Origin of the sequence: Corallococcus exercitus (assembly GCF_042231735.1) — a bacterium.
GTDB lineage: Bacteria > Myxococcota > Myxococcia > Myxococcales > Myxococcaceae > Corallococcus > Corallococcus exercitus_B.
Window position 1 is genome coordinate 1,192,979 of record NZ_CP102577.1, and the last position, 23,977, is coordinate 1,216,955.

Consider the following 23,977-nt stretch of genomic DNA (forward strand, 5'->3'; position numbering starts at 1 on the left):
GGCGGTGTGCCCCGTGAGGCCTGCCAGAGTCACCGGCGCCAGGCCGGGTCCTCCCGCCTGCTTCGGCTACTTGAGGGTCCGGTTGACGCGCTTCACCTCGCTGTCGTGCACCGTCACGGCGTCGAGGATGAGGTTGGCGTAGGCCTGGGCCGCGGTGGCCGGCGTCTTGTTCACCCCGCGCGGGCCGTTGAGGTACAGGTCGAGCGCGGCCACGCTGGCGGTCCAGTCGGCGTTCACCTGGGCCGGGGCCTTCTTCAGGCACTGGAGCCCGGCGTCGAGGATGGACTTGCAGTAGGCCTGCCACTGCGCGTTGCACGCCTGCCAAGCCTTGTGCTGCGTGGTGGTGGGGTTGGCGGGCGGGTAGAGGGGGCTCCAGGACTCGCCGCGGCCCAGGTGCGTCGAGGACGCCGCGTGGCCGGTGGCCTCCATGAAGATGCTGCAGGGGAAGCAGGAGGCCAGCTTCGTGGTCTGCTTGCCCACGGCAATCTCATACGGCGTGCCCGGGTTGTAGGGCGTCTTCTTGTTCGGGCTGGTGTCGTTGGCCAGCTGGTGGACGTGCACGTCGTAGATGGCCTGGATCATCCCGTGCGTGTAGGCGCAGATGTCGCGGTTGCGCTGGGGCGTCGGCCCCTCGAAGTGCATGCCCCACTGCTTGAGGCCCTGCTTCTTCTCGTCCGGGTCCGCGTGGTCCTGCATGTCGGTGGTGAGGATCATCCCCCAGGTCTTGTCCGGAGGCGCCTCCGGCGGATGCCACCGCCGCCCGTACGCGTCGTCGAACGGGACGGTGTGCTGGAAGGTGCTCATCAGCCCGGTCTGCCCATCCGTCCGGCCGTCGATGAACCCCGTGTACGCGCCGCGGCCCTGGTAGCCCAGCTGGCCCGCGGTGGCCGGGTGGGTGGCAAGCTCGAACAGCTTCGCGGCGTAGCCCTCCGGCATCGGCGGGTTGTAGCGGTAGGCGTCCGCGGGGCTCTTGTCGCCGGAGCCACCGGTGATGCGGCCGCCGGTCGTCCAGATGGGCGTCGTGCCCAGCTCCACCTTCTGCTCGGGCTTGAGCCCCGTGGCATGCAGCAGTTGGTTGAGCTTCTCGATGGTGGAGATGTGGAGGGCGACGTTCTCCGTCTGCTCGCGCAGCTCCTTCGTGGGCAGCTTCTGGGCGTCCTGCACCTCGAAGTCGATGCGCGCGTGCCGCTTGTTCACGTCGGCGTTCGTCAGGCGGCTCCACGCCCACCCGATAATCGCCGCCGTCATGATGACGTCCGAGTCCCTCTCGTATCGCGTGTCCGGGCTCAGGATGCCCTGCTGCTTCACCAGGCTCATCGAAGACCTCTCCCTCTGGAGCTTTGAGCGCCCGCTCCAACAGGCGTTGGCTCCAGGACGCGGGACGGCCACCGGCTGTGAAGACGGCTAGACTCCTGGCATGCCCGCCACCACCTTCCGCAACGCCCGTGCCTCCGACCTGCCCACCATCGTCCAGCTGCTCGCGAATGACGCCATCGCGCAGTCGCGCACCGGCTATGCCCAGGAGGTCACTCCCGCCGTCGATGCCGCGTTCAAGGAGATCACCGCCGACCCGAACAACGAGATCGTCGTGGGCGAGCTGGACGGCCAGGTCGTCGCCACGCTCCAGCTCACGTACATCCCAGGCCTGGGCCGTGGGGGGATCCGGCGGGCACTGGTGGAGGAGGTGCGCGTGCGCTCGGACCTGCGGGGGCAGCGCATTGGAGAAGCGCTGATGAATGAGGCGATGGCGCGCGCCCGGGCCCGGGGCTGCACCTTGATGCAGCTCACCACGGACAAGCGCCGCCTCGAAGCCCAGCGCTTCTACGTGCGTCTGGGATTCGTGGCGAGCCACGAGGGCATGAAGCTCCCTCTCTGAGTCACGGCTCCAGCCCTCACCCTCCACGGGGCCACCATCCCGCCTTCACGCGGCTCGCTGTGGATGCGATGGGCCAGGCTGGAGATGGCGCAAGCCGCGAGCGTGGCGCAGGACTTCGCGCGCATCGAGCGGGCCGCCGTGGCCGATGTGGAAGGTCCGCATGCCCGCTTCGACCAGGCGCTCGAGCTCGGCTCCCACGGCCTGGGGGGCCGCCTCGAAAGGGGGCCGGATGGCGTGACGTGTCCGGAGGATGCCGCCCAGGAGGACTCCCGACGCGAGGAGATCTCCCACCAGCGCCTCGCGCGAGGTGAGCTGTACCGAGAGCGAGCCCGCCGTGTGTCCCGGCGTGTGCCTCACGATGCCCTCCACGCCGAACGGCGCCAGGTCCAGCGCCTCGTCACCCGAGAGCAGGATGTCCGGGTCGGCGCGCGTATAGGGTTCGTGGATGAGCGGCGTCTTCACGAACAAGCGGCCGAACCAACCGGTCGGGCAGAAGGTCATCGGCGCCTGCCCGATCAGATGCGCCCGCTCGTCCGCGTGGGCAACGATGGGAGCACCGGATCGCTCGCGCAGCGCGGCGGCGCCCCCTGCGTGGTCCACGTGGGCATGCGTGACGACAATCAGCTTGAGATCCTTCCAGCCGCGGCCGATCCTCGCCAGTGCTCGTTCAACCTTGCCCTCCGAGCCCGGAAGTCCGGCATCAACGAGCACGCAGCCCGCGGCGCCCTCGACCAGATGGGCGTTGATGATGCCGAGCGGTAGGATGGGAACCCGAATGATTCGCGGAGCCTGCATGTCTCTTTCTTCTCCCTGGGGGGGCCAAATGAGTGCTCCCAATCTGACGCGCCGGGGCCGCGGGGGCCTGTTCCATTCCGACGCAGCGGCTGGCCTGTGATGGAACACGTCACGGTCGCGGCGCCGCCCGAGACGCTCATCGAGCGTTCCGTCAGGCTCGCGGAAAGCGAGCTCCTCTGGCTCCGGCCCGAACCCTTCGCGGTGCGCTGCGAGCCGGAGCGCAAGCAAGGCGCGCTCAAGCTCCTCGTGGCGCTGGAAGGCAGCGGGAGGGTTCGGCAGGTCGGCCGTCAATGCGTTCTGGAGCCAGGGACATTCACGTGGCTTCATTCAGACGCCCCGTTCGAATTGACGATGACGCGCGGCCGCCGGCTTCTCCTCAGGATGCCCGCCGAGCATGTGCGAGGGCGCCACCCCCAGGTTGATCTCCGGACGGCGGTGTCGCGCGGGCGGGACCATGCCGGAGAGCGCATCGTCGCGCAGCTCCTCCAGGGGGTCGCACACGAGGGGCACTCGTTGTCTGCCCCGGAGTGTGCTGCCGCGGTCAACGCCCTTCTGGAGGTGGTGGGCCTGTGCCCCCGCTCCGTGGCCCTCGACGCCACCCAGGCGAGAGTCGAGCAGGCTCTCGCGAGCATCGAGCTGCGACTCGGGGACCCAAGTCTGCAGCCCGACGACATCTCCCGGGAGCAAGGCGTCAGCCGGCGCTATCTCGACAGCCTCCTACGGCGAGCCACCGGGCGGACGCTGGCGGACTACACCCGCCTGCGCCGCCTTGAGCGGGCAGCCTACGATTTGCGGACCCGCCCTGACGCACTGACGGCCGAGGTCGCGGCCCGCTGGGGCTTCCGGGATGCGAGCCACTTCACGCGGCTGTTCCGGCGCCGCTACGCCACCACTCCGACGCAGTACCGCGGGCAGCGTGACTGAAGATGGATCATCGAGGGCATGAAGCGCCCTCTCTGAGTCACTGCTGCGGCTGGGCGGCGGCCGGGTCCATCCAGAACGGCTCCCACTGGTGACCATCCAGGTCCGAGAAGCTGCGCTGGTACATGAAGCCCATGTCCGTCTTCTCCTTGGTCTCCTTCGCGCCCGCCGCCAGCGCCTTCTCCATCAGCGCGTCAACGGCGGCGCGGTTCTCCTGGGACAGGGCAACGATCACCTCCGTCGTCTTCGTGGCGTCCGCGACCTCCTTCTGGGTGAACGTCTTGAAGAAGGGCTTCACCAGCAGCATCACGTAGATGTCCTCGCTGATGACCATGCACGTGGCGTTGGCGTCGGTGAACTGGGGGTTGAACGAGTAGCCCAGCTTCGTGAAGAAACCGACCGCGCGGTCCAGCGACTCGACGGGGAGGTTGACGAAGATCTTGCTGCCCATGGTGCGTCTCCTGGCGGAAGAAAGAGGATGAGGTGAACGTCGCCTTCATCCACGCGACGAACGCGCTCCCGCCGGATCGACACCGGATTTATTTTTCCGGGCGCCCCTGCCAAACCTCCGGAATCACAACAGCTTGCCGGGGTTCAGCAGGCCCAGCGGGTCGAGTGCACTCTTGATTGCCTGGTGCAGGCGCAGGGTCTCCGGCCCCAGCTGCGCACCCAGGAAGCCACGCTTGAGGGAACCCACGCCGTGCTCTCCGGTGATGGTGCCTCCCAGGTCCAGCGCCGCGCGCAGGATGTCGTCGAACGCCTCCTTCGCCCGCGCCAGGGCCGCCGCGTCCTTCCGGTCGAAGACCACGGTGGGGTGCATGTTCCCGTCGCCCGCGTGTCCGAACGTCCCGATGAGCACCCCGTGCCGCTCCGCGATGCGCTCCACCTCCGCGAGCAGCTCAGGGATGCGCACGACGGGCACGCCCACGTCGTCCAACAACGTCGCGCCGCGCTGCTCCAGCGCCGGGAAGGCGAAGCGTCGTGCGCCCATGAGCAGCTCGCCCTCGGCCTCGTCGGCGGTGCTCATCACGGAGGTCGCTCCGGCCCGCTCGCAGGACGCGACCATCAGGGCCAGCTCCTCTTCACCCTGGGGGCCTCCCGCGTCAGAGCGCGCGATGAGCAGGGCTGCGGCTTCGACGTCCAGGCCCATGGGCTTCCAGGCCTCCACGGCGCGCACGGTGGTGCGGTCCATCAGCTCCAGCAGGGAAGGGCGCGTGCGCTCCATGACGTCGCAGACGGCCGTGCCCGCGCTCACGAGCGTCGGGAACGCGGCCACGAGCGTCGTCGCCTTCGGCGGCCGGGGCCGCAGCCGCAGCGTGGCCTCGGTGAGGACGCCCAGCGTGCCCTCGGAGCCGACGAAGAGGCGCGTCAGGTCGTAGCCCGCCACGTTCTTCACCGTCCGCCCGCCGGTGCGCACCACGGTGCCGTCCGCGAGCACCGCCTCCAGGCCCAGCACCGCGTCACCCGTCACGCCGTACTTCACGCAGCACAGGCCGCCCGCGTTGGTCGCCAGGTTGCCGCCGATGGAGGAGAACTCCCAGCTCGCGGGATCCGGCGCGTACCAGAGGCCCTGCTCCGCGGCGGCGGCCTTCACCGCGCCGGTGAGCGCGCCGGGCTGCACGACGGCCAGCATGCCGCGCCGGTCCACCTCCAGGATGCGGTTCATCCGCAGGAGCGACAGGACGATGCAGCCGTCGCTCGCGTTCGCGCCGCCCGACAGGCCGGAGCCCGCGCCCCGAGGCACCACCGGCACGCGCAGCGCCGTGGCCACGCGGAGCACGGCCTGGACCTCGGCGGTGGACGCGGGCCGCACGAGCACCCTCGGCATGCCCGAGGGCGCCCACTCCGCCTGGTCGTTCCGGTGCGCCGCGAGCACGTCCGGATCCGTGATGACCGCCTCCGCCGGCAGCACCTCCGCCAGCGCCCGCTCCACGTCGACCGTCATGAAGGCCTCCCAGGCTCCGGAGCATGAACGCCGGGCAGGCCACCCGTCATCCGTGCCCCGGCTCCGAACCTCCAGTTTGCCCTCTGGCCGGAGCCGCTTCACCCAGGACCTGCGCCAGGAACGTCCGCAACGCGGCGTCCGCGCGTCCGGCGGCGACGGGGTGGTGCTGGATGCCCGCCTCGGGACGGTTGGCGCCGGGAAAGGTGAAGGCGTGCATCGCGTGGCCGTAGGCCTGGAGCTGCCAGTCGGCGCCCGCCTCCGTCAGCTCCCGTGCGATGGCCAGCACCGCGTCGGGCTTCGCGGTCGGATCCTCCCAGCCATGCAGGAGCAGGATGCTCGCGGAGATGGGGGGCTGGGGGCCCAGGCGTGGCGGGTGGAGCATTCCGTGGACGCTCACGGCGCCCCTCAGTCCCGCCGGCGCCGCGCGGGCAAGGTCGAGTGCGCAGAGGCCTCCGAAGCAATAGCCCAGCACCGCGACGCGTGAGGGGTCGACGCGCGGATGGCGCCTCGCCGCTTCCAGGGCCGCGAGCATGCGCCGGCGCAGCAGCGCACGGTCCTCCATGAAGGGCCCCATGAGGTGGGAGTTGTCTCCCGTCACGTCTCCCCGGACCCCCTTCCCATACACATCCAGGGCGAAGCCCACGTAGCCCTGGGCCGCGAACCGGTCCGCCATCCCGCGGATGATGGCGTTCTGTCCATCCCAGGCATGGGCAATCAGGACGCAAGGACGCGGGCCATCGTGGGCGGACTCGTAGGCGACGTACCCTTCACAGAGGGTGTCCCCGTCGGCGTAGTCGTGGGTCTCGGCATGGAGGGGCATGGTGGAGCCCACGCTGCCCCCGCCACGGCCGGGCCGTCTTGAACGAATGCGACATGCGCAAGGCGTCACAGGAAGTGCGCGAGCGCCGCGGCCGAGCCCTCCCGGCTGGGATTGAAGTAGTCCGCCATCATCGAGCGGGGCGCCCCGTCGAGCCGTCCGGGCGTCAGCCCCAGGTAGCGACGCCACGTCCGGATGCGATGGGCTTGATCGCTGAAGCCTTGAAGTGGATCCCCCTGGCCCGTCTGCGCCGCGAGCATGCTGGAGTGGATCCGCTCCAGTGCGAGCAGCTGCCGGGGCGAATGACCGACGTGCTCCTGGAAGCCGCGCTCCAGCTGCCGCGTCGACACGCCCACCGTCCGTGCCGCGGCTTCCACGCGAGACGTGCGGCGCAGCACCTCCCAGGCCCGAGCGAGCCGCTCGGTTTCGGAAAGGGGATTCGTCGTGGCCAGCCTCCGGAGCAACCACGCATCCAGGCGCGCGGTGACCTGGTGGGGCTCCCACGCGGCCGACAGGTCCTCCACGAGCCGCCGGGCCTGCCCATCGCCCAGCACTGCGCCCAGCTCCAGCAGGTCGTCCCCCGTGGACCGCCCGCTCGCGGGAAAGAGGCGCGCGAGTCCGGCCGGCTTCAGCATGACCATCACGAAGGCGCAGCCCTCGCCAGAGCGCCACTCACGGCGGCGGGACTGGATTCCCAGGAGCGATGCTCGCGGGGCTCCCGCCGCGAAGTCGCTCGAGCACGGCCGGCCGAAGTTGAGGGTCAGCACCGCCGCCGGGGACGGGGAGGTCTGGATGGGCCGTCCCGCGTAGGCGCCCTTCAGGTCCTGGATGAACCAGTACCCCAGTACGAAGGGCGACAGCGGCGCGGCGGGAGCTTGCTTGAGGAAGTGCACGGCGTGTCTCGGCCTCCACCCGCCAGCGTAGTCGCCCGTCGCCGGACGATTCAGGGGATGATGGGGCCCGGATGAAGACCCGAACAGACGAGGCGGAGCTCATCCGGACCCTGACGCTCTTCGAGGGGCCACGGCCTGAAGACCTGCCCGCGCGGCTGGCGAACCCCTTCCACGCGGCACCGCCTGGCCCCTGGGGTCTCCGGGCGGCGGAAGCCCTCCAGCAGCGGCTGCGGCAGGACCCCACGTCCCGCGACGTCTTGTGGCGGCCCGGCGGCGGCAAGATGTTCGGCGTCCTGGTGGTCGCCACACCGGATGGACAGGTGGGGTTCCTGAGCGCGTTCTCCGGGATGCTGGGTGGCGCGTGGACCGTGGAGGGCTTCGTGCCGCCGCTGTTCGATCCCCAGGACCGCGACGCGTTCTGGCCCTCGGGCGAGGCGGAGCTGGCCGCGCTGGAACAACGGCATGCGGAGCTGTGCCGGGAAGCCGAGGCACTGCGAGCGCAGGGTGCCGCTCACGCGCTCCGGGAGGTGGAAGCGCGCCGGGCGGAAGTGGAGCACGTGCGCGCTGAACGTTCGCGAGCACTGTGGCGGCAGGTGACTCAGGGATATGTCATTCCCAATGCGCGCGGCGAAACCCAGACATTGGCCGCGCTGTTCGCGCCAAAGCCTCCTCCCGGCGGCGCGGGTGACTGCGCGGCGCCCAAGCTGCTGGCGTATGCCTTTCGCCAGGGGCTCACGCCGCTCGTGCTCGCGGAGTTCTGGTGGGGCGCGCCGCCGTTGGATGGCCGCCGCGAGTCCGGTGCGTACTACCCCGCGTGTGACAACAAGTGCGGCACGGTGCTGCCGTTCATGTTGCAGGGGTTGGCGGTGGAATTGCCGGCTCCCGTCGCGACGGTCAGCGCCGGGCCGCGCGTCCTCCATGAGGACCCGTGGCTCCTCGTGGTCGACAAGCCCGTGGGACTGCCCACGCTCCCTGGACGCCATGCGCCCACGCGCGACTCGCTGCTCGTCCGGCTCCAGGCCCGGTTCCCGGAGTTGACCCCCGCCAGCTTCCTCCACGAACTGGAGCCCGACGCCTCCGGCCTCCTGGTCATCGCGCGGGACGCGGAGACGCGCGCCTCGCTCCAGCGCCAGTTCTCCCGCCGCGAGGCGGAGCACCGCCACGTCGCCTGGCTGGACGGCCCCGTGGCGGAAGACGCCGGCACCATCGACCTGCCCCTGCGCGGAACGGCCCACGCATCCCTCGAGGACTGCGTGGACGCACGCCACGGCAAGCGGACCCTGAGCGCGTGGAAGGTGCTCCGGCGCGAGGCCTCCCGGACCCGGGTGGAGTTCGTGCTGACGACCCGACTTCCCCACGCGTTGCGTATCCATGCCGCGCATCCGCTGGGGCTGGGACTTCCCATCCTGGGGGACGCGCGCTTGGGACGAGAGGACGCACGGCTGATGCTCCATGCCGAGGCGCTGGCCTTCGTGCATCCTCGCTCGGGCGAACGTCTGGTGTTCACGTCGCCCGCTCCGTTTTGAATGCAGGACCGTGCGGATGATTTGATCAATCCAGCGGCCCGCGGAGACCAAGTGGATAGGGAAGGGCGGCAAGGCCCTTCGTGAACAGAACCCCCACCTTGGAGAGGAACCCCATGATCCACGCGCTCAAGAACCGCCGCTCGAAGTCCATCCTCGCGGGAACGCTGCTCGCCGCGACGGCGCTGACCGGCTGCGGAGAGGACGACATCAACCGCAAGTACCAGGGGACGTACAACCTGGAGCTCCAGCTCGACACCGGCGCGAAGCAGTCGGAAGGGGAGCTGGACGTGGGCTTCAACGTCTACAACGACGACGACGCCATCATCTCGATGAACAAGCTGAAGTGCTCCCTCTCCGCCACCTACGCGAACGTCACCGAGCCCGGCGCGGAAGGCGGCGAGGTGGAGTCCGAGTACCTGCGCGACGTGCGCCCGGATCAGCTCCACGTGTGCCCCGTGCCCGCGGAGCTCGGAGAGAACCTCTGGCTGGACTTCCGCCTGGGCAATGGCCGCATCCAGAACAGCCAGCTCACCATCGACTACGCGGGGACGGTGGTGCGGGGCACGTTCGAGGAGGTCAACGGCGGCCAGGGCGCCCGCGTAGGGACCTTCAGCTACACGTTCCTGGGGGACGAGGCCGAGCTGCCGTAGGCGTGCGCTCCCCTCGCCAGCGCGCCGTCCACCGCGCGACACCCGGTGCGGTCTTCAAAGACTCACAGCTCCGGCCCTCTCCGTAGGGGGACGTCAAATGACAGACACGGACCCCTCCCGGCAGGTGCTTGCGCGTTTCCTGCGTTGCGCGCATACCCTGGCTTTCGCGGAATGGGGGGGACAAGGTCGTGCTCGAGCTCAAGCCAGAACCCGAAGCCTGGATGCCCTTGTCAGCCGACGCGGAGCGCCACGCGCTGGACCATGCGTGGCCGTCCGCGGAGCAGGGCAATGTGCGCTTCGTCATCGACGACGCCTTCTTCCGCCTGGAGCACGACGCCCGGCTGGAGCTCTATCGCGACCTGGCGGCTCGGATGCTCGCCGTGTTCCGCGAGCTCACCCCGCCCGGCGGCTGGCTCTACGCGTTGGATCCGCAGCACCCGTGCTTCCGTCTCTACCCGCACGTGCGCTTCGAGGCCGGCGCGACGCTGCAGGAGATGACCGGGCTCTACACGCGCGAACACATGGAGCAGGTGGAGCGAGGCATCCACCCGCTGGCGTTCGAGCCGCGCTGGGCCATGGACGTCCACCCGGCGGGGGACCCCGAACACCTCTTCGCGCCGCCGGACTTCCACTTCGTCTTCGCGGCGCGCTACCGCGTGGGCAACTTCGACGGGCTGGAGGCCCCGGGCCGTGGCCCCATCGAGACGGAGACCTACGAGCTGCTGGGACACCGCCTCATCGCCGCCGTGGACCGCGACCCGCCGGCGCTCTTCCAGCGCGCGCGCAGGCTCGGGCCTGACGACTGAGGGACCGCGGGAACGTCAGGCCGGGCGGGGCACGGCACGCGGACGGGGCGCGCCCTCGTAGTAGAGGCTGGCCTGCCCCTCGCCGTAGACGACCAGCACCCGGTCGTTCTCCTCCAGGAGCCCCGACGTCTTCTGCGTGACCTTGCGAACCAGCGTGTCGAGCTGCGCCGGACCCTGCTTGCTGCTGGCCCGGACCGTGACGACTGGCATTCGGTGTTCCGCTCCTGGTGACCTCCCGCGACGGGCAGAAGGGCGCTGCGTGTCATAGCCAACGGAACACTTCGTTGACAAGTGCGCGCTGCCACGGTGGATAGCGTCCCATGCTCCACCTCGCTCGAACGTTGCTGGTCATTTCACTCGCCGTGGTCTCCACCTCCGCCGCCGCGCAGTCGCGCGGGCCGGATGACCTGCGGAGCCACGTGTCGCGCACGCCCGCCTGGCTGCCCCGGGGCGTGTTCCTGGGCACGCAGTTCAACAACGGCGCGGTCATCCCCAACGTGCGCGTGCAGTGGGAGTTCACCCTCTTCCAGGACCGCAAGGACGCGTGGATCGCCATCCTGGAGGGTGGGGTGGGATGGGCGGCGTCGCTGCCCGACACGGCGATGGAGGGCTTCCTCCTGCCGGTGTCCTCCTACTACGAGCACACCGCGCAGGTGGGCTTCGGCTACCGCAACCACCTGCCGGGCAAGGCCCACTGGGGCTTCCAGGTGACGGGCGGCCCCACCTTCTACGGCGCCCACTTCACCACCCAGCCCCCGGACCGCCGCACCGCGGGCAGCGTCCAGGGCCGCATCCAGATTGGCTACCAGCTGCAACGGGACGTGGGCGTGGGGCTCGCCCTGGGCTACTCGGAGCCCTTCGGCCTCAAGAGACGCAGCCTCGCGCGGGACTTCGTGGGTGGCGTGAACATCGGATTTTTCGCGGATTGGCGGTAGGGGCGCGGTACACTCCGTGAGCGGGAGCGGCCCCGCCTGCCGGTGCGGGCCGGGCGCCGCGTCCACGTTCACGCCCCATGGTCGAGCTGCTCAGTGCCCACGTCGCGCGCTACCTGCGCAACCGCGAGGAGTTCGAACGGGGACTCCCCGCGGCGGTCCTCCTCTTCACGCCTCCTTTGGGCGGGGTGACTCCCGCCGACCTGGAGGAGTACCCGCTGCGCACCGTGACGAACGCGGGCCCGCCGACGCTCGGCCAGGACGAACCCGTCGTCTTCCCGGTGCTCAAGTGCCAGGGCAACGCCTTCGGCCGGGGCATCACCGTGGGGCGCACCAGCAACAACGACGTCGTCCTGGATGACGGCAGCGTGTCCCGCTTCCACGCGTGGTTTTCACGGGACCCGGGGGATACGGGTTTCCTGCTGACGGATGCGGGCTCGAAGAACGGCTCGTACGTGGCGGGAGGCCGGTTGTTGGCTCGCAAACCCATGCCGGTGGAGGACGGGGTGCGGCTGCGCTTCGGTCAGGTGGAGGTCAGCTTCTACACGGCCGGCGGCTTCACGCGCCTGCTGGCTGTGCGTCTACAACCCTGAAGCCTTGCCACGTCTTCGGCGGCCTGCGTAACGTGCGGAGTCACCCTCTAGGCACGGATGGGAGCGTTCGCGGTGGCCTTGACCACAGAAGCCTTCGGGCTGACCGATGTCGGCCGGAAACGGCAACACAACGAAGACGCGATGATGGTGGACGCGTCGCTCGGCCTGTTCATGGTCGCCGATGGCATGGGCGGACACGCCGCGGGTGAAGTCGCCAGCGCGCGGGCCACGGAGGTCGTCAAGCAGCACATCGCGGCCAACCGGCACCTGCTCAAGGACCTGGCGCAGAACCCCACCGCGGACAGCCGCTCCGCCGCCGCCGCGCTGGTGGAGGTGGCGGTGCAGCGCGCGTGCGCGGACATCTACCGCACGGCGATGACGGACGCCTCCAAGCGCGGCATGGGCACGACGTTCGTGTGCCTGGCCGTGGGCGGCAACAAGGGCGTCATCGGCCACGTGGGCGACAGCCGTGTGTACCTGGTGCGGCACGGACAGTGCCACCGGCTCACCGAGGACCACACGCTCGTCGCCGCCCAGCTCAAGGCCGGCACCATCACCAAGGAGCAGGCCGCCACCTCGCAGTACCGCAACGTCATCACCCGCGCGGTGGGCATCCAGGAGTCCGTCCAGGTCGACACGCTCATCGTGGACCTGATGCCCGGCGACGTGTTCCTCCTCTGTTCCGACGGCCTGCACGGCTACATCGAGGACGAAGAGATCCTCCCCCTGGTCGCGGGGCTGCAGCCCGGGGACCTGCCGCGCAAGCTCGTGGAGATGGCCAACGAGCGCGGCGGCAAGGACAACATCACCGCCGTGGTGGTGAAGGTGGCCGGCGACAGCGCGGCGCTCGCCAGCGAGGAGACGAGCGAGGCGCAGTCGCGCATGGAGGCGCTGCGGAAGATCCCGCTCTTCCGCCACCTCACCTACAAGGAGCAGACGGCGGTGCTGTCCATCGCCACCACGCGCACCTACCCGGCGGGTCGGGAAATCGTGGTGGAGGGGCAGCCGGGCGAGGAGCTCTTCGTCGTCATCCGGGGCCGGGTGGCCATCGAGAAGAACGGCGTGGAGATCGCGGAGCTGCGCTCGGGCGGGCACTTCGGCGAGATGGGCCTCATCGACAACGCGCCCCGCTCGGCCACCGTGCGCGCCACGGAGCCCACGCGGACCATGGTCATCGCCCGCTCGGACCTCATGGGGCTGATGAAGCGCGAGGCCATCCTCGCGGTGAAGATGCTCTGGAGCTTCGTGCAGGTGCTGAGCGACCGGCTTCGCGCCACCAACTCGGAGCTGAGCGAGGCCCGGCAGGAGCTGGCGGTGGCGCAGGCCATCCAGCCGTTCGCGGAAGACTGATCCGGGAACCCCACGGGCCCCCGGGACGTCCTCAACAGGACGCTCTGGAATTTCCCGGGGGAAACCGTCGTTGGGGGGCCGGCCGGAGAGTAAGGTCCCGGCCGCGTACACATGCGCAAATGGGTCTTCATCGCGGTGGCCGCCGTGCTGGCCATCACCGCCCTCGTGCTGGGGCCCCGGTGGGGCGCTCCCGCCGCGCGTCCCGTGTCGCCCGTCTCCGCCAGCTCCATCCGCCAGGGGATGCCCGCCTTCAACGCGGTGGCGGTGTCCTCCGGCGCGCAGGAGGGGCTGACGCTCACCGGGCGCGTGCTGGACGGCGGCGGCCGGCCGGTGGCGGACGCGGAGGTGTCGCTCGCGGCGTCGGCGGAGCGGACGCTGGCGGACGTGCGGTGCGACGAGTGCGGCCTGGCGCTCCTGGCCTGCACCGCGCATGAGACGGCGCTGCACACGCGGGCCTTCTTCGAACAGCAGCAGGGCTTCCTCACGGCGCGCGCCACGGTGCGCACGGACGCGGAAGGCAGGTTCCGCTTCGAGCACCTGGCGGGCGTGTCCTTCACCGTCTGGGCCCGCGCCGCGGGGCTGGGCGTGGCGCTCAGGGACCGGGCCGCGCCGGGAGAGCCGGTGGAGCTGTACCTGCCGCCCTTGCGGAGCATCACCGGCACGGTGGTGGACGACTCCGGACAGGCGAAGCCCGGGGCGCGCGTGCGCGCGGTGTCGCGCAAGGTGCCGCTGCCCTTCGAGGCCGTGGCGGGCGCGGGCGGGGCCTTCATGCTGTCCGGCCTGGGCGAGGGGCCCTTCTACGTGCTCGCGGACGCGGAGGGCTTCCAGCCCGCGGTGGCGCAGCAGGTGGAGGCGGACTCGCAGCCCCTGCGCCTGAAGCTGACGCCGTCGCGCACGCTGGAGGTTCGCGTGACGCGCGACGGGGCGCCCGCGGCGGCGACGGTGCGGCTGAGGGGCGACCACCTGACGCGCGAGGAGCACACGGAGGCGCAGGGCGGGCCGGTGCGCTTCAACGGCCTGTACCCGGACGAGGTGGTGGTGACGGCGGAGGCGCCGGGCTTCGGCTCCGCGCCCCAGACGCTCACGCTGTCGCAGCGGGTGACGCAGGTGACGCTGGTGCTGGAGGCGGCGGGCCGGCTGCTCGTCACGGTGGTGGACGAGGACGGCCAGCCGGTGCCCAACCCGCAGCTGCTCCTGCGCACGGTGGCGGGCGACCTCATCCGCCGCGACGCGGTGCCCACCGGGGCGCTGGCGGAGCTGGGGCCGCTGGCGCCGGGCGAGTACGTGCTGGAGGGGCAGGCGGAGGGCTTCACCGCGGCGCAGCTGCCGGCGCGCGTGGCACCGGGTGAGACGCCGCTGGAGCTGGAGCTGGCGAAGGCCACGGTCATCCGCGGGCAGGTCATCGACGAGTACGGCCGGCCCGCGTCGGGCGTGTCCGTCCTGGTGCAGCCCACCGGCGAGGTGGTGAACGCGGGCGAGGACGGCCGCTTCACCGCGCAGGTGCCCATGCCCGGGCTCTACACGCTGCACGCGCACCACTCCGAGTGGGGCGGCGGCAGCGTGCAGGCGACGGCGCCCGCGACGGACGTGACGCTGTCGCTGGAGGCGAAGGCGGGCGCGGACGTGACGGTGTCCAGCGGCGGCCGGCGGGTGGAGGGCGCGGACGTGGTGATGTGGGCGGATCCGGAGAACATCTTCCGCAGCGACCGCCCCTCGGGGCCGGACGGCGTGGTGCCCATGCGCGGGCTGCCGCCGGGCACGTACCAGCTGATGGCGTCGCATCCGGAGTACCTCCAGTCCGGGCCCAAGGCGGTGACGGTGCAGGACGGCGCCCGGCAGCAGGTGACGGTGGAGCTGGAGGCCGGCGCGCAGCTCGTGGGCGACGTGGTGGACGAGGACGGCCAGCCGGTGGTGGGCGCGGCGATGAGCGTGTCGCCGCGCGTGGCGGAGCCGACGCAGTCGGACTCCAGCGGCCACTTCGAGTTCCGCGCGCTGCGGCCGGACCGCACGTACGCGGTGGAGGCGCGCCACGCGGGCTACGAGGTGATGGAGCGTCCGCAGGGCAAGGCGGGCGGGCCGCCGGTGCGGGTGAAGATGCGCAAGCGCTCGACGTTCCGGGGCCGCGTGGTGGACGACTCCGGCCAGCCGGTGCGCCGCTTCCGGGTGGACGAGCACGACGTGAACAGCCCGGATGGACGCTTCGAGCTGCCGCTGTCCACGGCGGGCGACCGGCTCATCGTCGCGGTGGACGCGGCGGGGTACGAGCCCCAGGTGGTGGACCGCCCGTCGTCGCCGCCGGACATGGGTGACATCGTGCTGGTGAAGGCACCGTCGGTGTCCGGCCGCGTGCGGGATGCGTCCGGAGGCCCGGTGCCGGACGCGGTGGTGACGTGCGACGTGTGCGACGGGTCGGTGCTGTCGGGGCCGGACGGCACCTTCACGCTGGCGAGCCCTCCCTTCGTGCCGCGCTTCACGGTGTCCGCGCGCAAGGGCAAGGTGAGCGGCACGCAGGAGGTGCCTCGCGGGAGCACGGCGCCGGTGGAGCTGACCCTCAAGCCCGCGACGCGCCTGACGGGCCGGGTGTACCTGGCGAACGGCCAGCCCGCGGCGGGCGCGCAGGTGGAGGGGCTCAACGCGGACCGCAGCGAGACGGTGTCGCTCATCACCGGCGCGGATGGCCGCTACAGCGCGGACCTGTCGCCGGGCAGCTATCGCTTCGTGGTGGGGCCTCGCGGAGGCATGGGCGAGCCGGCGGTGGTGGTGCAGGTGGCGGGCGCGGACATGACGTTGGACCTGGGGCCGGTGCCGGGCACGGGTTCGGTGACGGTGCTGCTCCAGCCGGAGCGGGGCAAGGCGCTGTGGGTGGTGCCGGGGGAGGTGGGCGCGGTGGGCAATCCGCCCACGGAGCTGCTGCGCTCGCGCTACGCGCAGCTCGTGTACCAGCCCATGTCGGAGCGGGTGGTGGTGCAAGGCTTGCGGCCGGGCCGCTACACGCTGGTGTGGGGCTACTTCCACGCGGAGATGCCGGGGACGGGCCCGGTGGTGCGCGCGGTGGACGTTCCCTCCCAGGGTGAGGTGTCCCTGCGGTAGTCGTGTTGCGACCGGGCGGGCTGCCGCGTAATGAAGCCGCATGGACGCATCCGCATTGAAGGGTCGCCGCATCATCGTCGGCGTGGGTGGCGGCATCGCGGCGTACAAGGCCTGCGAGCTGGTGCGTGAGCTGGGCCGCGCGGGCGCGGAGGTGCGGGTGGCCATGACGGAGGCTGCGCGCCAGTTCGTCACCCCGCTGACCTTCCAGGCGCTCGTGGGGCACCCGCCGCTCACGGACTACTTCGACCCGGCGCAGGAGGGGAACTTCGGCCACCTGGACCTGGCGCGCTGGGGCGAGGCCTACGTGGTGGCGCCCGCGACGGCGGACCTCATCGCGAAGATCCGCGCGGGCTTCGGCGGTGACGCGGTGACGACGTCGCTGCTCGCCTTCAAGGGGCCGGTGGTGCTGGCGCCCGCGATGAACGTGGCCATGTGGGAGAACGCCCGGACGCAGGAGAACGTGGCGTCGCTGCTGACGGAGGCGCGCTTCAGCACGGTGGGGCCGGGCGCGGGGATGCTGGCGTGCGGAGACGTGGGCTCGGGCCGGCTGGCGGACGTGGGCGCCATCGTGTCCGCGGTGGCGGCGAGGCTGGGCGGCGGTCCGCTGACGGGCAGGACGGTGCTGGTGACGGCGGGCCCCACGCGCGAGTACCTGGACCCGGTGCGGTTCATCTCCAATCCGTCCACGGGGAAGATGGGCCTGGCGCTGGCGCACGAGGCGCGCGCGCTGGGCGCGAAGGTGACGGTGGTGCTGGGCCCGGTGGGCGCGGTGGACCGCACGGGCCTGGAGGTGGTGGACGTGGTGAGCGCGGAGGACATGGCGCGCGAGGTGCTGTCGCGCGTGGAGTCCGCGGACGCGTTCATCGCCACGGCGGCGGTGAGCGACTGGCGGCCGGAGACGCGAGCGCCGCAGAAGGTGAAGAAGGGCGAGGGCCCGGAGAACCTCAAGCTGGTCCGCACGCCGGACGTGCTGCTGGAGGCGTCGCGCAAGGTGGCGGGCCGGGCGAAGCGTCCCGTGCTGGTGGGCTTCGCGGCGGAGACGGAGCGGGTGGTGGAGCACGCGCGCGAGAAGCTGGAGCGCAAGGGGCTGGACGCCATCGTCGCCAACGACGTCACCGCCGAGGGCGCGGGGTTCGGGACGGACACGAACCGCGTGACGGTGATTTCGCGTGGTGGCCCCGACCGCGTGTTGCAGGGGAGCAAGCGCGCGGTGGCGGGCGAAATCTTGTCGCTGCTGCTCGTGTCACCGCGAGGCTGAGCGCTTCGGCGCCATCAGCCGCAGCATCAAGCGCGCGAAGGCGTTGGGCGGCTGGATGCGGGTGTTCTGGAAGGCGGTGAAGTACCAGATGCCCTCGCGCTTCACGGCGACCGTGGTCTGGATGGAGCGCCGGCCCTTGGGAGCCTTGCGCTGCCAGCGCAGCTGGACGACGCCTTCGGTGTGGATGAGCGCCACGTCCGGCGCGAGGAAGCGCAGGGACTTCACCTCACCGTCGAGCGTGGAGCCCCGGAGGACACCGTCGAAGAGGGCCTGGTGGGCCTCCGCATTGGCCTGCCGTCCCTTGAGGTGGCTGCCGTCGAAGGCGACGTAGTCCACGTCCTCCGTGAAGCACGCGGCGTAGGCCTGGGCATCGCCCTGGTTCCAGCATTCGTAAAGTTGCTGCATGCGCTCGCGGATGGCGGCGGCTTCGGTGGCGGAAGACATGGGGCCTCGCTTTCTGCGCCCATGACTACGGCCCTGAAGGCCATCTCCACCAGTGATGGTCCATGATGGTTAGAATCACGGCCGTGAATCTCTCCGCCATCGACCTCAACCTGTTCCTCGTGTTGCACGCGGTGCTGGAGTCCGGCAGCGCGACCGGTGCGGCGCGGGAGCTTCACGTCACGCAGTCCGCGGTGAGCAACGCGCTGGCCCGGCTGCGCGACGTGCTGGGAGACCCGCTGGTGGTGCGCAGCGGACGGGGGCTGGTGCCGACGCCCCGGTGTGAAGAACTGCGGCCCTTCATCGCGTCCGCCGTGGGTCAGCTCCAGCTGGCGCTGGAGGGAGGGCAGGGCTTCAAGCCGGAGACGTGCACGCGGACCTTCACCCTGGCGGGCGCGGACCACCATGGTGTCTCCGACGTGCCGGTGCTCGCGGCGCTGTTCGAGAAGCGTCTTCCCGCCGCGCTCCTGCGCGTCGTGAGCATCGACTACCTCGTCGAACGGGATGGGCTCACCACGGGCGCGGTGGACGTGGCGTTGGGCCCAGCGGAGGCCACGGGACCGGGGTGCCACGCCGAACCGCTGTACACGGATGACGCCGTGCTGCTCGTACGCCGCGACCATCCGCGCATCCGAGGCAAGACGCTGACGAAGGCGCTCTACAACACGTCGAAGCACATCGACCTGCACCTCGCGGAAGGGCGCCCGGGCATCGGCGCCCAGCAGCATGCGCGCATCCTCAAGGAGCGCGGGCTCACGCGGGAGGTGGGGCTCGCCGTCCCGCACTTCTTCGCGGCGGCGCTGGCGGCGGCCCGCTCCGACCTGGTGGCCGGTGTGCCCCGCCGGGTCGCCCGGGCCTTCTGCGACATGCTGCCCCTGCGCACGGTGGAGATGCCGTTTCCCTCACCGCGCATGACCAAGTCGCTCATCTGGCACACCCGGACGGACGCGGACCCGGGTGCGCGCTACTTCCGCTCTCTCGTGGTCGAAGCGCTCAGGGAATGACCTTGCGGCGGCGGTAGTCCGCGAAGACCTCGCGGAAACTCGCCTCTGTTTCGATGTGCCCCGGGAACCCGTGGCGGCGAGCCTTGGACGGGTCCGCGAGGAAGTCGAAGTTCGTGGAGAACACCCCCTGGGCATGCCGCCAGGGATTGATGTCCGTGTACGGATGAGGCGCGAGCCCGTGCTTCGCGACCATCGCGTCCCAGAGTGGCGCCTTGTCCGCCATCGTCTCCACCAGGGAGATGGGGAGGGGAGGGGCCACCTCCAGGTCGAACATGCGGGCGATCCTCGGCCACAGGTCGCTCCAGCGGAACTGGTCGCCGTTGTTGATGTTGAAGGCCTGGTTCGCGGCCTGTGGGCTCGTCGCGGACCACAGCATGGCTTGCGCCAGGAGCCTCGCGTCCGTGAGGTCCATGAGGATGTCGTAGGCGGACGGCGGCCCGGGGAAGCGCAGCGGGATGCCCAGTTCCTTGGACATGGATGCGTACACCGCGATGGCCAGCGCCGCGTTCATCGGCGTGCCCATCGCGTAGCCCACGACGACGGACGGGCGGAGCGCGGACCACGTCCACGCCTTGCCCCGCTGGCGCTGTTCCAGGAACACCTGCTGATCCACGTTGAACGAGGGCGGCATGTGCGCCGCGTCCGTCTCCCGGGCGGGCGTCTTGAAGGGGCCCAGCTGCGCGCCATAGACCTTGTAGCCCTGCATCAGGTTGATGTGCTGGAGGTTCCGGGCGACGGGCTCCACCGCGTCCACCACGTTGACGAGCATGGCGACGTTGGGCGCCACCAGCTCCGCGAGCGTCGGGCGGTCCTGATAGGCGGCGTAGAAGATGTGCGTCACCTGCGTCAGGCCGCTCAGCTTCTCGCGGCTGTCGGCCGCGTCGAGCAGGTCCACCGAGATGAAGCGCACGCCCTTGCGCGGCTCGCCTCCACGGCGGGACAGGCCGATGACCTCCCAGCCGCCGAGCGCTTCCAGGTGTTCGATGAAGTTGAGGCCAGCGATGCCATGGGCCCCGACGACCAGGGCCACGTTCTTGGGGGAAGACATGGGATTCTCCATGCGGCCCCACGTGGATCCGTTTCCGGGGCCGCACGGGTCTAGTATTCGCGTGCCGTGTCACGAGGTAGAGCCGCTCCAGGCACAGGACTTGTGAGTTCAATTCAATGGCCCGTCTGGAAATCAATCGCTCCGGAGAGATGGAGGTCTTCGTCCGGGTCGTGGAGCAGGAGGGATTCTCCGCGGCGGCGCGCACGCTGCGGATGACGCCGTCGGCGGTCAGCAAGCTCGTCGCGCGGTTGGAAGCCCGCCTGGGCGCGCGGCTCATCCACCGCAACACCCGGGGCCTCCAGCTCACGTCCGAGGGCTGCGTCTTCTACGAGCGCAGCGTCCAGGTGCTCGCGGAGCTGGAGGCCGCCGAGCGCGGTGTCACGTCACACGACGCGCCTTCGGGCCGGGTGCGCGTGAACACCAACGTGCCCTATGGGACGCACGTTCTCCTGCCGCAGGTGCCCGCGTTCCAGTCCCGGTATCCGGGCATCCGGTTGGACATCGGGCTCACGGATCAGGTGGTGGACCTGCTGGAGGACCGCGCGGACGTGGCCATCCGCGCGGGTCCGCTCAAGTCGTCCAAGCTCATCGCGCGGAAGCTGGGGGAGACGCGCTTCCACGTCGTCGGCTCACCGGAGTACTTGAAGCGCGAAGGGACGCCGAGGACGGTCGCGAACCTGGAGAAGCACAACCGCCTGGGCTTCAGCTACGCGCGCTCCGCGCAGCACTGGCCCTTCGTGGAGCGAGGCGTTCCGGTTTCTATTCCGTGTGTCGGCAACGTGCAGGTCAGTGACGGAGAGGCGGTGCGGCACCTGGCGCTCGCGGGAGCAGGGCTCGCTCGGATCCCGGTGTTCATGGTCCGCGAGGACCTGCGGGCAGGACGGCTGATCGTGGTGATGGAGGACCGGAACCCCGGAGACACCGAGGCGTTCCATGCGGTGTTCCTCGATCCCGCGAGGCAGCTCCCAGCACGCATCCGCGCGTTCCTCGACTACTTCGGCGAAGTGGGGCTGGGTTGAGCGCTCCTATTCCTCCAAGGGTCCGCTGCTCAGCCAGAACGAGCGGTTGCCACTGCGCAGCGCCTTCTCCAGGAACTCCGCGAAGGATGCCGCGATGCGAGGAGCCTCGTCTGGATACGTCTCATGAAAAGCGTCGAGCAGTGGGTAGCTGCCGTTCTCTGGCGTGGCTACGTCCAGGATGACGAAGTTGGTGTCCTGCATGTCTACCAACGTGTAGTGCGACGGCGACCCGTCCGCGTCCTCTTCGCTGCCTCTGATGGCAGCGCGAGCTCGCTCGATGCGATCCAGCGGCAGCAGGTGGTAATTGACGTCTGGGAGCGGGGCGAAGAGCGTCGCCCCGTTGCAGTGCAGGTAGAAGGCTCGCAGGTCTTCGTCCAGCTTCCATCCAACGCGTGCCTCGAAGGCGGCTATCTGCGCGGGCGTCGCCGGTGGGTTGGGAAAGTGATGGGTGGAGACTTCAGCCAGCAAGCGCTTCATGGACATGGAGATCTCCGAACCATGCGCCATGGCGGGCTTGCCCGTCGTACCAACCGTGGCCGAGCCGCATCCAACAAGGGCAAGGACGAACGCCGCGCTCGCGGCACGCAGAATGGCTGTCACGGCAAGCGGTGATAGCGCGGCAAGAGCGCGCCCGCCAACCAGGCTCGGACTAACGCTGCTCCACGACCGCAACCTGTCCCGGTGACCCTTCCACTCCATGGAGGAACGTGTGCTGCTCCACGTGCACGGCCTCATGGAAGTCAGGCTCACCGTTGCCACCGCTCCAGTCCACGCGGTCCATGCGGATGACTCGCGAGGAGTACGGCAGCAGCGTCGCCGGATCCGTCACCAACTCCAGTTCCACGTGCGCGTACCGTCCTTGCGTCTCATCCGTCTGTCCCACGGGCTCCCGCACGAGCTTCAGCTTCACGCACCGGGGCTCCGGCTCGGCTTCGGAGCAGGGCACTCCCACGTCCAGCCGGACGCGCTCCTCGGCGGGGACCTCCTCGGTCTTCTTTTGCCCGGTGCCCACGGACATTGTCGTGGACACGACCTCCGTCTGCCCTGGCTTGAAGCGCGCCCCGTGCCAGCTGCCCACCCACTCGTTCCACCGGTTGCGGGCCTCCCGCTCCAGTCCGTTCGTGAGCGCCTTCGTCATCTGCGCCTTCTTCCGCGGGCTGACCGGCAGCGCATCCAACAGGTCCCGGCCGGGCCCGTCCTCCAGCGGATCAATCCCCTGGAAGTCCCCCTTCGCGTCGATGATGGACGTGGCCAGCGGCTCCACGAAGGCGGGGAAGGGGGCTTCGATGATCTCCACGTCCTGGATGACCAACCTCCGGCGCCCCTCCTCATCCACGGGCCCGAGCCGCATCGCGTACCGGCGCTGCGCCGTCATCCGGCCGCTCCAGTCCGTCCGCACGTCCACCGTGTGCATCACCCGGATGGCTGCCTGCTCCGGCCAGCCGTAGCGCAGCGTCACCAGGTCCTTTCCCTGCGCGCCTCCAAGCGTGGCGCAGCCAATGACTCCGGAGGACAGCGCTGCGATGACGAGCCACGGGCGCGGGAAGGAAGTCATGTCCCCCCACGATAGCAATGCCCGGCGGGCCGCGCGGCACGGCGTGAGGCCCGGGCCGCGCGAACCGGACACTCGGCGAAGCGCTCAGGCCAGCGCCGCCGTCGTGCCGCGCCGCAGCCCCGCGTACTCCAGCGCCGCGAACACCGCGACCGCCAGCGCCTGCGCCGTGACGAACGCCACCCCGAGCCCCGTGGGCGCCGTCGGGCCGTGCGTCATCAGGAGCACGCTGTCCACCACCCACAGCGCGTTCACCGCGACCACGAACCACACCGGCCACGAGGGCAGGGTGTCTCGCGACGCCAAATACCCGAGCAGCAGGGCGAAGGGGATGAGCCCCAGCCCCGCCGCACGCAAGAGGCCCGGCTCCAGGCCCAGCAGCGGCCCCAGGGGGCCCGCGGCCGCCGCCATCAACAGGCCCATGGCTCCACTGGCGACGCCGTCCAGCAGCAGCGCGCGGCGCAACAGGCTTCCCGACACGTTCTTGACGCTCATGGCACACGTTTCCCTTGCGAAGAGTTGGAAACGGCGGAGGCCGTGAAGCCGTCCGTCGTTGATGGACAAGATGCGAGCCGGGCCGCGCGGTGTCGATTACCTCCGAGGGAATGGAAGCGCTGACGTGGGCCCCCTATCTTCCCGGCCATGACGAGCCTTCAGCAGAGCCGGCCCGTGGGAGAGCTGCTGCGCGGCTGGCGTCAGCGGCGCGGGCTGAGCCAGATGGACCTCGCGTTGCGCGCGGAGGTCTCCACCCGGCACGTGAGCTTCCTGGAGACCGGCCGCTCCCAGCCCAGCCGCGAGATGCTGCTCCACCTGGCGGAGGAACTGGACGTGCCCCTGCGCGACCGAAACGGCCTGCTGGTGGCAGCGGGCTTCGCCCCCGTCTTCTCCGAGCGCCCCCTGGACGACCCCGCGCTCACCGCCACGCGCGAGGCCGTGGAGCTGGTGCTCGCGGGCCATGAGCCCTACCCGGCGCTCGCGGTGGACCGGCACTGGACGCTCGTCACCGCGAACCGCGCGGTGGGCGTGCTGCTGGCCGACCTGCCGCCGGAGATGCTCCAGCCGCCCGTCAACGTCCTGCGCCTGAGCCTGCACCCGAACGGGCTCGCGCCGCGCATCGAGAACCTGCGCCAGTGGCGCGACCACGTCCTCACGCGGCTGCACCGGCAGGTGGACTCCAGCGCGGACGCCACGCTCGCGGCGCTCCTGGAGGAGCTGAAGGGCTACCCGGTGCCGGAGGCCGCCCCGGACGCGAAGGCGCGCGACTTCGCGGGCGTGGTGGTGCCCCTGCGCGTGCGCACGTCGCTGGGGCGGCTGTCCCTCTTCAGCACCACCACCGTGTTCGGCACGCCCGTGGACATCACGCTCGCGGAGCTGGCCATCGAGTCGTTCTTCCCGGCGGACCCCGACACGGCGGAGGCGCTGCGGCGGGCCGCCACGGAGAGGGCCCGCCAGGACACCTGA

General features: G+C 70.6%; 25 protein-coding genes. 13 read left to right on the forward strand and 12 right to left on the reverse strand.

All coding sequences use genetic code 11. The features are described from left to right. Positions 1-66: 66 nt before the first annotated feature. On the reverse strand, positions 67-1,317 hold the full coding sequence (locus tag NR792_RS04480; RefSeq protein ID WP_375758827.1) for a hypothetical protein: 1,251 nt from the start codon (positions 1,315-1,317) through the stop codon (positions 67-69). Between the two features lie 100 nt (positions 1,318-1,417). On the opposite strand from NR792_RS04480, the gene NR792_RS04485 reads away from it, so the two are divergent. Further along, on the forward strand, positions 1,418-1,876 hold the full coding sequence (locus NR792_RS04485; RefSeq protein WP_375758828.1) for a GNAT family N-acetyltransferase: 459 nt from the start codon (positions 1,418-1,420) through the stop codon (positions 1,874-1,876). A 45-nt stretch (positions 1,877-1,921) separates the two neighbouring features. On the opposite strand, the gene NR792_RS04490 is transcribed toward NR792_RS04485, so the two are convergent. Continuing rightward, positions 1,922-2,671 carry an MBL fold metallo-hydrolase gene (locus NR792_RS04490; RefSeq protein WP_375758829.1) on the reverse strand — a complete coding sequence of 250 codons (750 nt, stop codon included), beginning with the start codon at positions 2,669-2,671 and terminating at the stop codon, positions 1,922-1,924. Between the two features lie 99 nt (positions 2,672-2,770). On the opposite strand from NR792_RS04490, the gene NR792_RS04495 reads away from it, so the two are divergent. Further along, positions 2,771-3,595, forward strand: a complete 825-nt coding sequence (locus NR792_RS04495; protein ID WP_375758830.1) for a helix-turn-helix domain-containing protein — start codon at positions 2,771-2,773, stop codon at positions 3,593-3,595. A gap of 37 nt (positions 3,596-3,632) precedes the next feature. On the opposite strand, the gene NR792_RS04500 is transcribed toward NR792_RS04495, so the two are convergent. From NR792_RS04500 to NR792_RS04515, 4 genes are all read right to left on the reverse strand, one after another. Next, positions 3,633-4,043 (reverse strand): VOC family protein, encoded by a 411-nt coding sequence (locus NR792_RS04500; protein ID WP_375758831.1) that lies wholly within the window; start codon positions 4,041-4,043, stop codon positions 3,633-3,635. Positions 4,044-4,166: 123 nt separating this feature from the next. Further along, complete coding sequence (locus tag NR792_RS04505) at positions 4,167-5,537, reverse strand: FAD-binding oxidoreductase (protein ID WP_375758832.1); 1,371 nt, start codon at positions 5,535-5,537, stop codon at positions 4,167-4,169. A 46-nt stretch (positions 5,538-5,583) separates the two neighbouring features. After that, positions 5,584-6,357, reverse strand: a complete 774-nt coding sequence (locus NR792_RS04510; RefSeq protein ID WP_375758833.1) for a dienelactone hydrolase family protein — start codon at positions 6,355-6,357, stop codon at positions 5,584-5,586. Positions 6,358-6,422: 65 nt separating this feature from the next. Beyond that, positions 6,423-7,247 carry a helix-turn-helix domain-containing protein gene (locus NR792_RS04515; protein WP_375758834.1) on the reverse strand — a complete coding sequence of 275 codons (825 nt, stop codon included), beginning with the start codon at positions 7,245-7,247 and terminating at the stop codon, positions 6,423-6,425. A 71-nt stretch (positions 7,248-7,318) separates the two neighbouring features. Here NR792_RS04515 and NR792_RS04520 point away from each other — a divergent pair, with 71 nt between their 5' ends. From NR792_RS04520 to NR792_RS04530, 3 genes are all read left to right on the forward strand, one after another. Beyond that, entirely contained in the window at positions 7,319-8,773 is a 1,455-nt protein-coding gene (locus NR792_RS04520) for an RluA family pseudouridine synthase (RefSeq protein ID WP_375758835.1), read from the forward strand. A gap of 113 nt (positions 8,774-8,886) precedes the next feature. Next, on the forward strand, positions 8,887-9,423 hold the full coding sequence (locus NR792_RS04525; RefSeq protein WP_375758836.1) for a hypothetical protein: 537 nt from the start codon (positions 8,887-8,889) through the stop codon (positions 9,421-9,423). Between the two features lie 221 nt (positions 9,424-9,644). Next, complete coding sequence (locus tag NR792_RS04530; RefSeq protein WP_375758837.1) at positions 9,645-10,229, forward strand: DUF2716 domain-containing protein; 585 nt, start codon at positions 9,645-9,647, stop codon at positions 10,227-10,229. A gap of 15 nt (positions 10,230-10,244) precedes the next feature. Here NR792_RS04530 and NR792_RS04535 read toward each other — a convergent pair whose 3' ends face one another. Further along, on the reverse strand, positions 10,245-10,439 hold the full coding sequence (locus NR792_RS04535; protein ID WP_375758838.1) for a hypothetical protein: 195 nt from the start codon (positions 10,437-10,439) through the stop codon (positions 10,245-10,247). A 110-nt stretch (positions 10,440-10,549) separates the two neighbouring features. Here NR792_RS04535 and NR792_RS04540 point away from each other — a divergent pair, with 110 nt between their 5' ends. From NR792_RS04540 to coaBC, 5 genes are all read left to right on the forward strand, one after another. Then, positions 10,550-11,164, forward strand: a complete 615-nt coding sequence (locus tag NR792_RS04540) for a hypothetical protein (RefSeq protein WP_375758839.1) — start codon at positions 10,550-10,552, stop codon at positions 11,162-11,164. Between the two features lie 77 nt (positions 11,165-11,241). Further along, complete coding sequence (locus NR792_RS04545) at positions 11,242-11,754, forward strand: FHA domain-containing protein (protein WP_375758840.1); 513 nt, start codon at positions 11,242-11,244, stop codon at positions 11,752-11,754. Between the two features lie 57 nt (positions 11,755-11,811). Further along, positions 11,812-13,104 (forward strand): Stp1/IreP family PP2C-type Ser/Thr phosphatase, encoded by a 1,293-nt coding sequence (locus NR792_RS04550; RefSeq protein WP_014396319.1) that lies wholly within the window; start codon positions 11,812-11,814, stop codon positions 13,102-13,104. Between the two features lie 111 nt (positions 13,105-13,215). Next, positions 13,216-16,194: a carboxypeptidase regulatory-like domain-containing protein gene (locus NR792_RS04555; protein WP_375758841.1), complete on the forward strand. Its 2,979-nt coding sequence runs from the start codon at positions 13,216-13,218 to the stop codon at positions 16,192-16,194. Positions 16,195-16,234: 40 nt separating this feature from the next. Continuing rightward, complete coding sequence (gene coaBC / locus NR792_RS04560) at positions 16,235-17,452, forward strand: bifunctional phosphopantothenoylcysteine decarboxylase/phosphopantothenate--cysteine ligase CoaBC (RefSeq protein WP_375758842.1); 1,218 nt, start codon at positions 16,235-16,237, stop codon at positions 17,450-17,452. On the opposite strand, the gene NR792_RS04565 is transcribed toward coaBC, so the two are convergent. Next, a complete protein-coding gene (locus NR792_RS04565) occupies positions 17,438-17,896 on the reverse strand; it encodes an SgcJ/EcaC family oxidoreductase (RefSeq protein ID WP_375758843.1) in 459 nt (152 codons plus the stop codon). The genes coaBC and NR792_RS04565 overlap by 15 nt on opposite strands. Positions 17,897-17,979: 83 nt before the next feature. On the opposite strand from NR792_RS04565, the gene NR792_RS04570 reads away from it, so the two are divergent. After that, positions 17,980-18,897 (forward strand): LysR family transcriptional regulator, encoded by a 918-nt coding sequence (locus NR792_RS04570; protein ID WP_375758844.1) that lies wholly within the window; start codon positions 17,980-17,982, stop codon positions 18,895-18,897. On the opposite strand, the gene NR792_RS04575 is transcribed toward NR792_RS04570, so the two are convergent. Next, a complete protein-coding gene (locus tag NR792_RS04575) occupies positions 18,887-19,945 on the reverse strand; it encodes an SDR family oxidoreductase (protein WP_375758845.1) in 1,059 nt (352 codons plus the stop codon). The genes NR792_RS04570 and NR792_RS04575 overlap by 11 nt on opposite strands. A 116-nt stretch (positions 19,946-20,061) precedes the next feature. On the opposite strand from NR792_RS04575, the gene NR792_RS04580 reads away from it, so the two are divergent. Beyond that, the gene (locus NR792_RS04580; RefSeq protein ID WP_375758846.1) at positions 20,062-20,964 is read left to right on the forward strand and encodes a LysR family transcriptional regulator; all 903 of its coding nucleotides are present in this window, start codon (positions 20,062-20,064) and stop codon (positions 20,962-20,964) included. A gap of 6 nt (positions 20,965-20,970) precedes the next feature. Here NR792_RS04580 and NR792_RS04585 read toward each other — a convergent pair whose 3' ends face one another. The 3 genes from NR792_RS04585 to NR792_RS04595 form a co-directional block, all read right to left on the reverse strand. Then, the gene (locus NR792_RS04585) at positions 20,971-21,447 is read right to left on the reverse strand and encodes an SMI1/KNR4 family protein (protein WP_375761566.1); all 477 of its coding nucleotides are present in this window, start codon (positions 21,445-21,447) and stop codon (positions 20,971-20,973) included. Positions 21,448-21,613: 166 nt separating this feature from the next. Continuing rightward, on the reverse strand, positions 21,614-22,519 hold the full coding sequence (locus tag NR792_RS04590; RefSeq protein ID WP_375758847.1) for a hypothetical protein: 906 nt from the start codon (positions 22,517-22,519) through the stop codon (positions 21,614-21,616). Positions 22,520-22,603: 84 nt separating this feature from the next. Then, a complete protein-coding gene (locus NR792_RS04595) occupies positions 22,604-23,011 on the reverse strand; it encodes a hypothetical protein (RefSeq protein WP_375758848.1) in 408 nt (135 codons plus the stop codon). A gap of 147 nt (positions 23,012-23,158) precedes the next feature. Between NR792_RS04595 and NR792_RS04600 the strand changes: the two genes are divergently transcribed. Continuing rightward, positions 23,159-23,977, forward strand: coding sequence for a helix-turn-helix domain-containing protein (locus NR792_RS04600; RefSeq protein WP_375758849.1), 819 nt, complete (start codon positions 23,159-23,161; stop codon positions 23,975-23,977).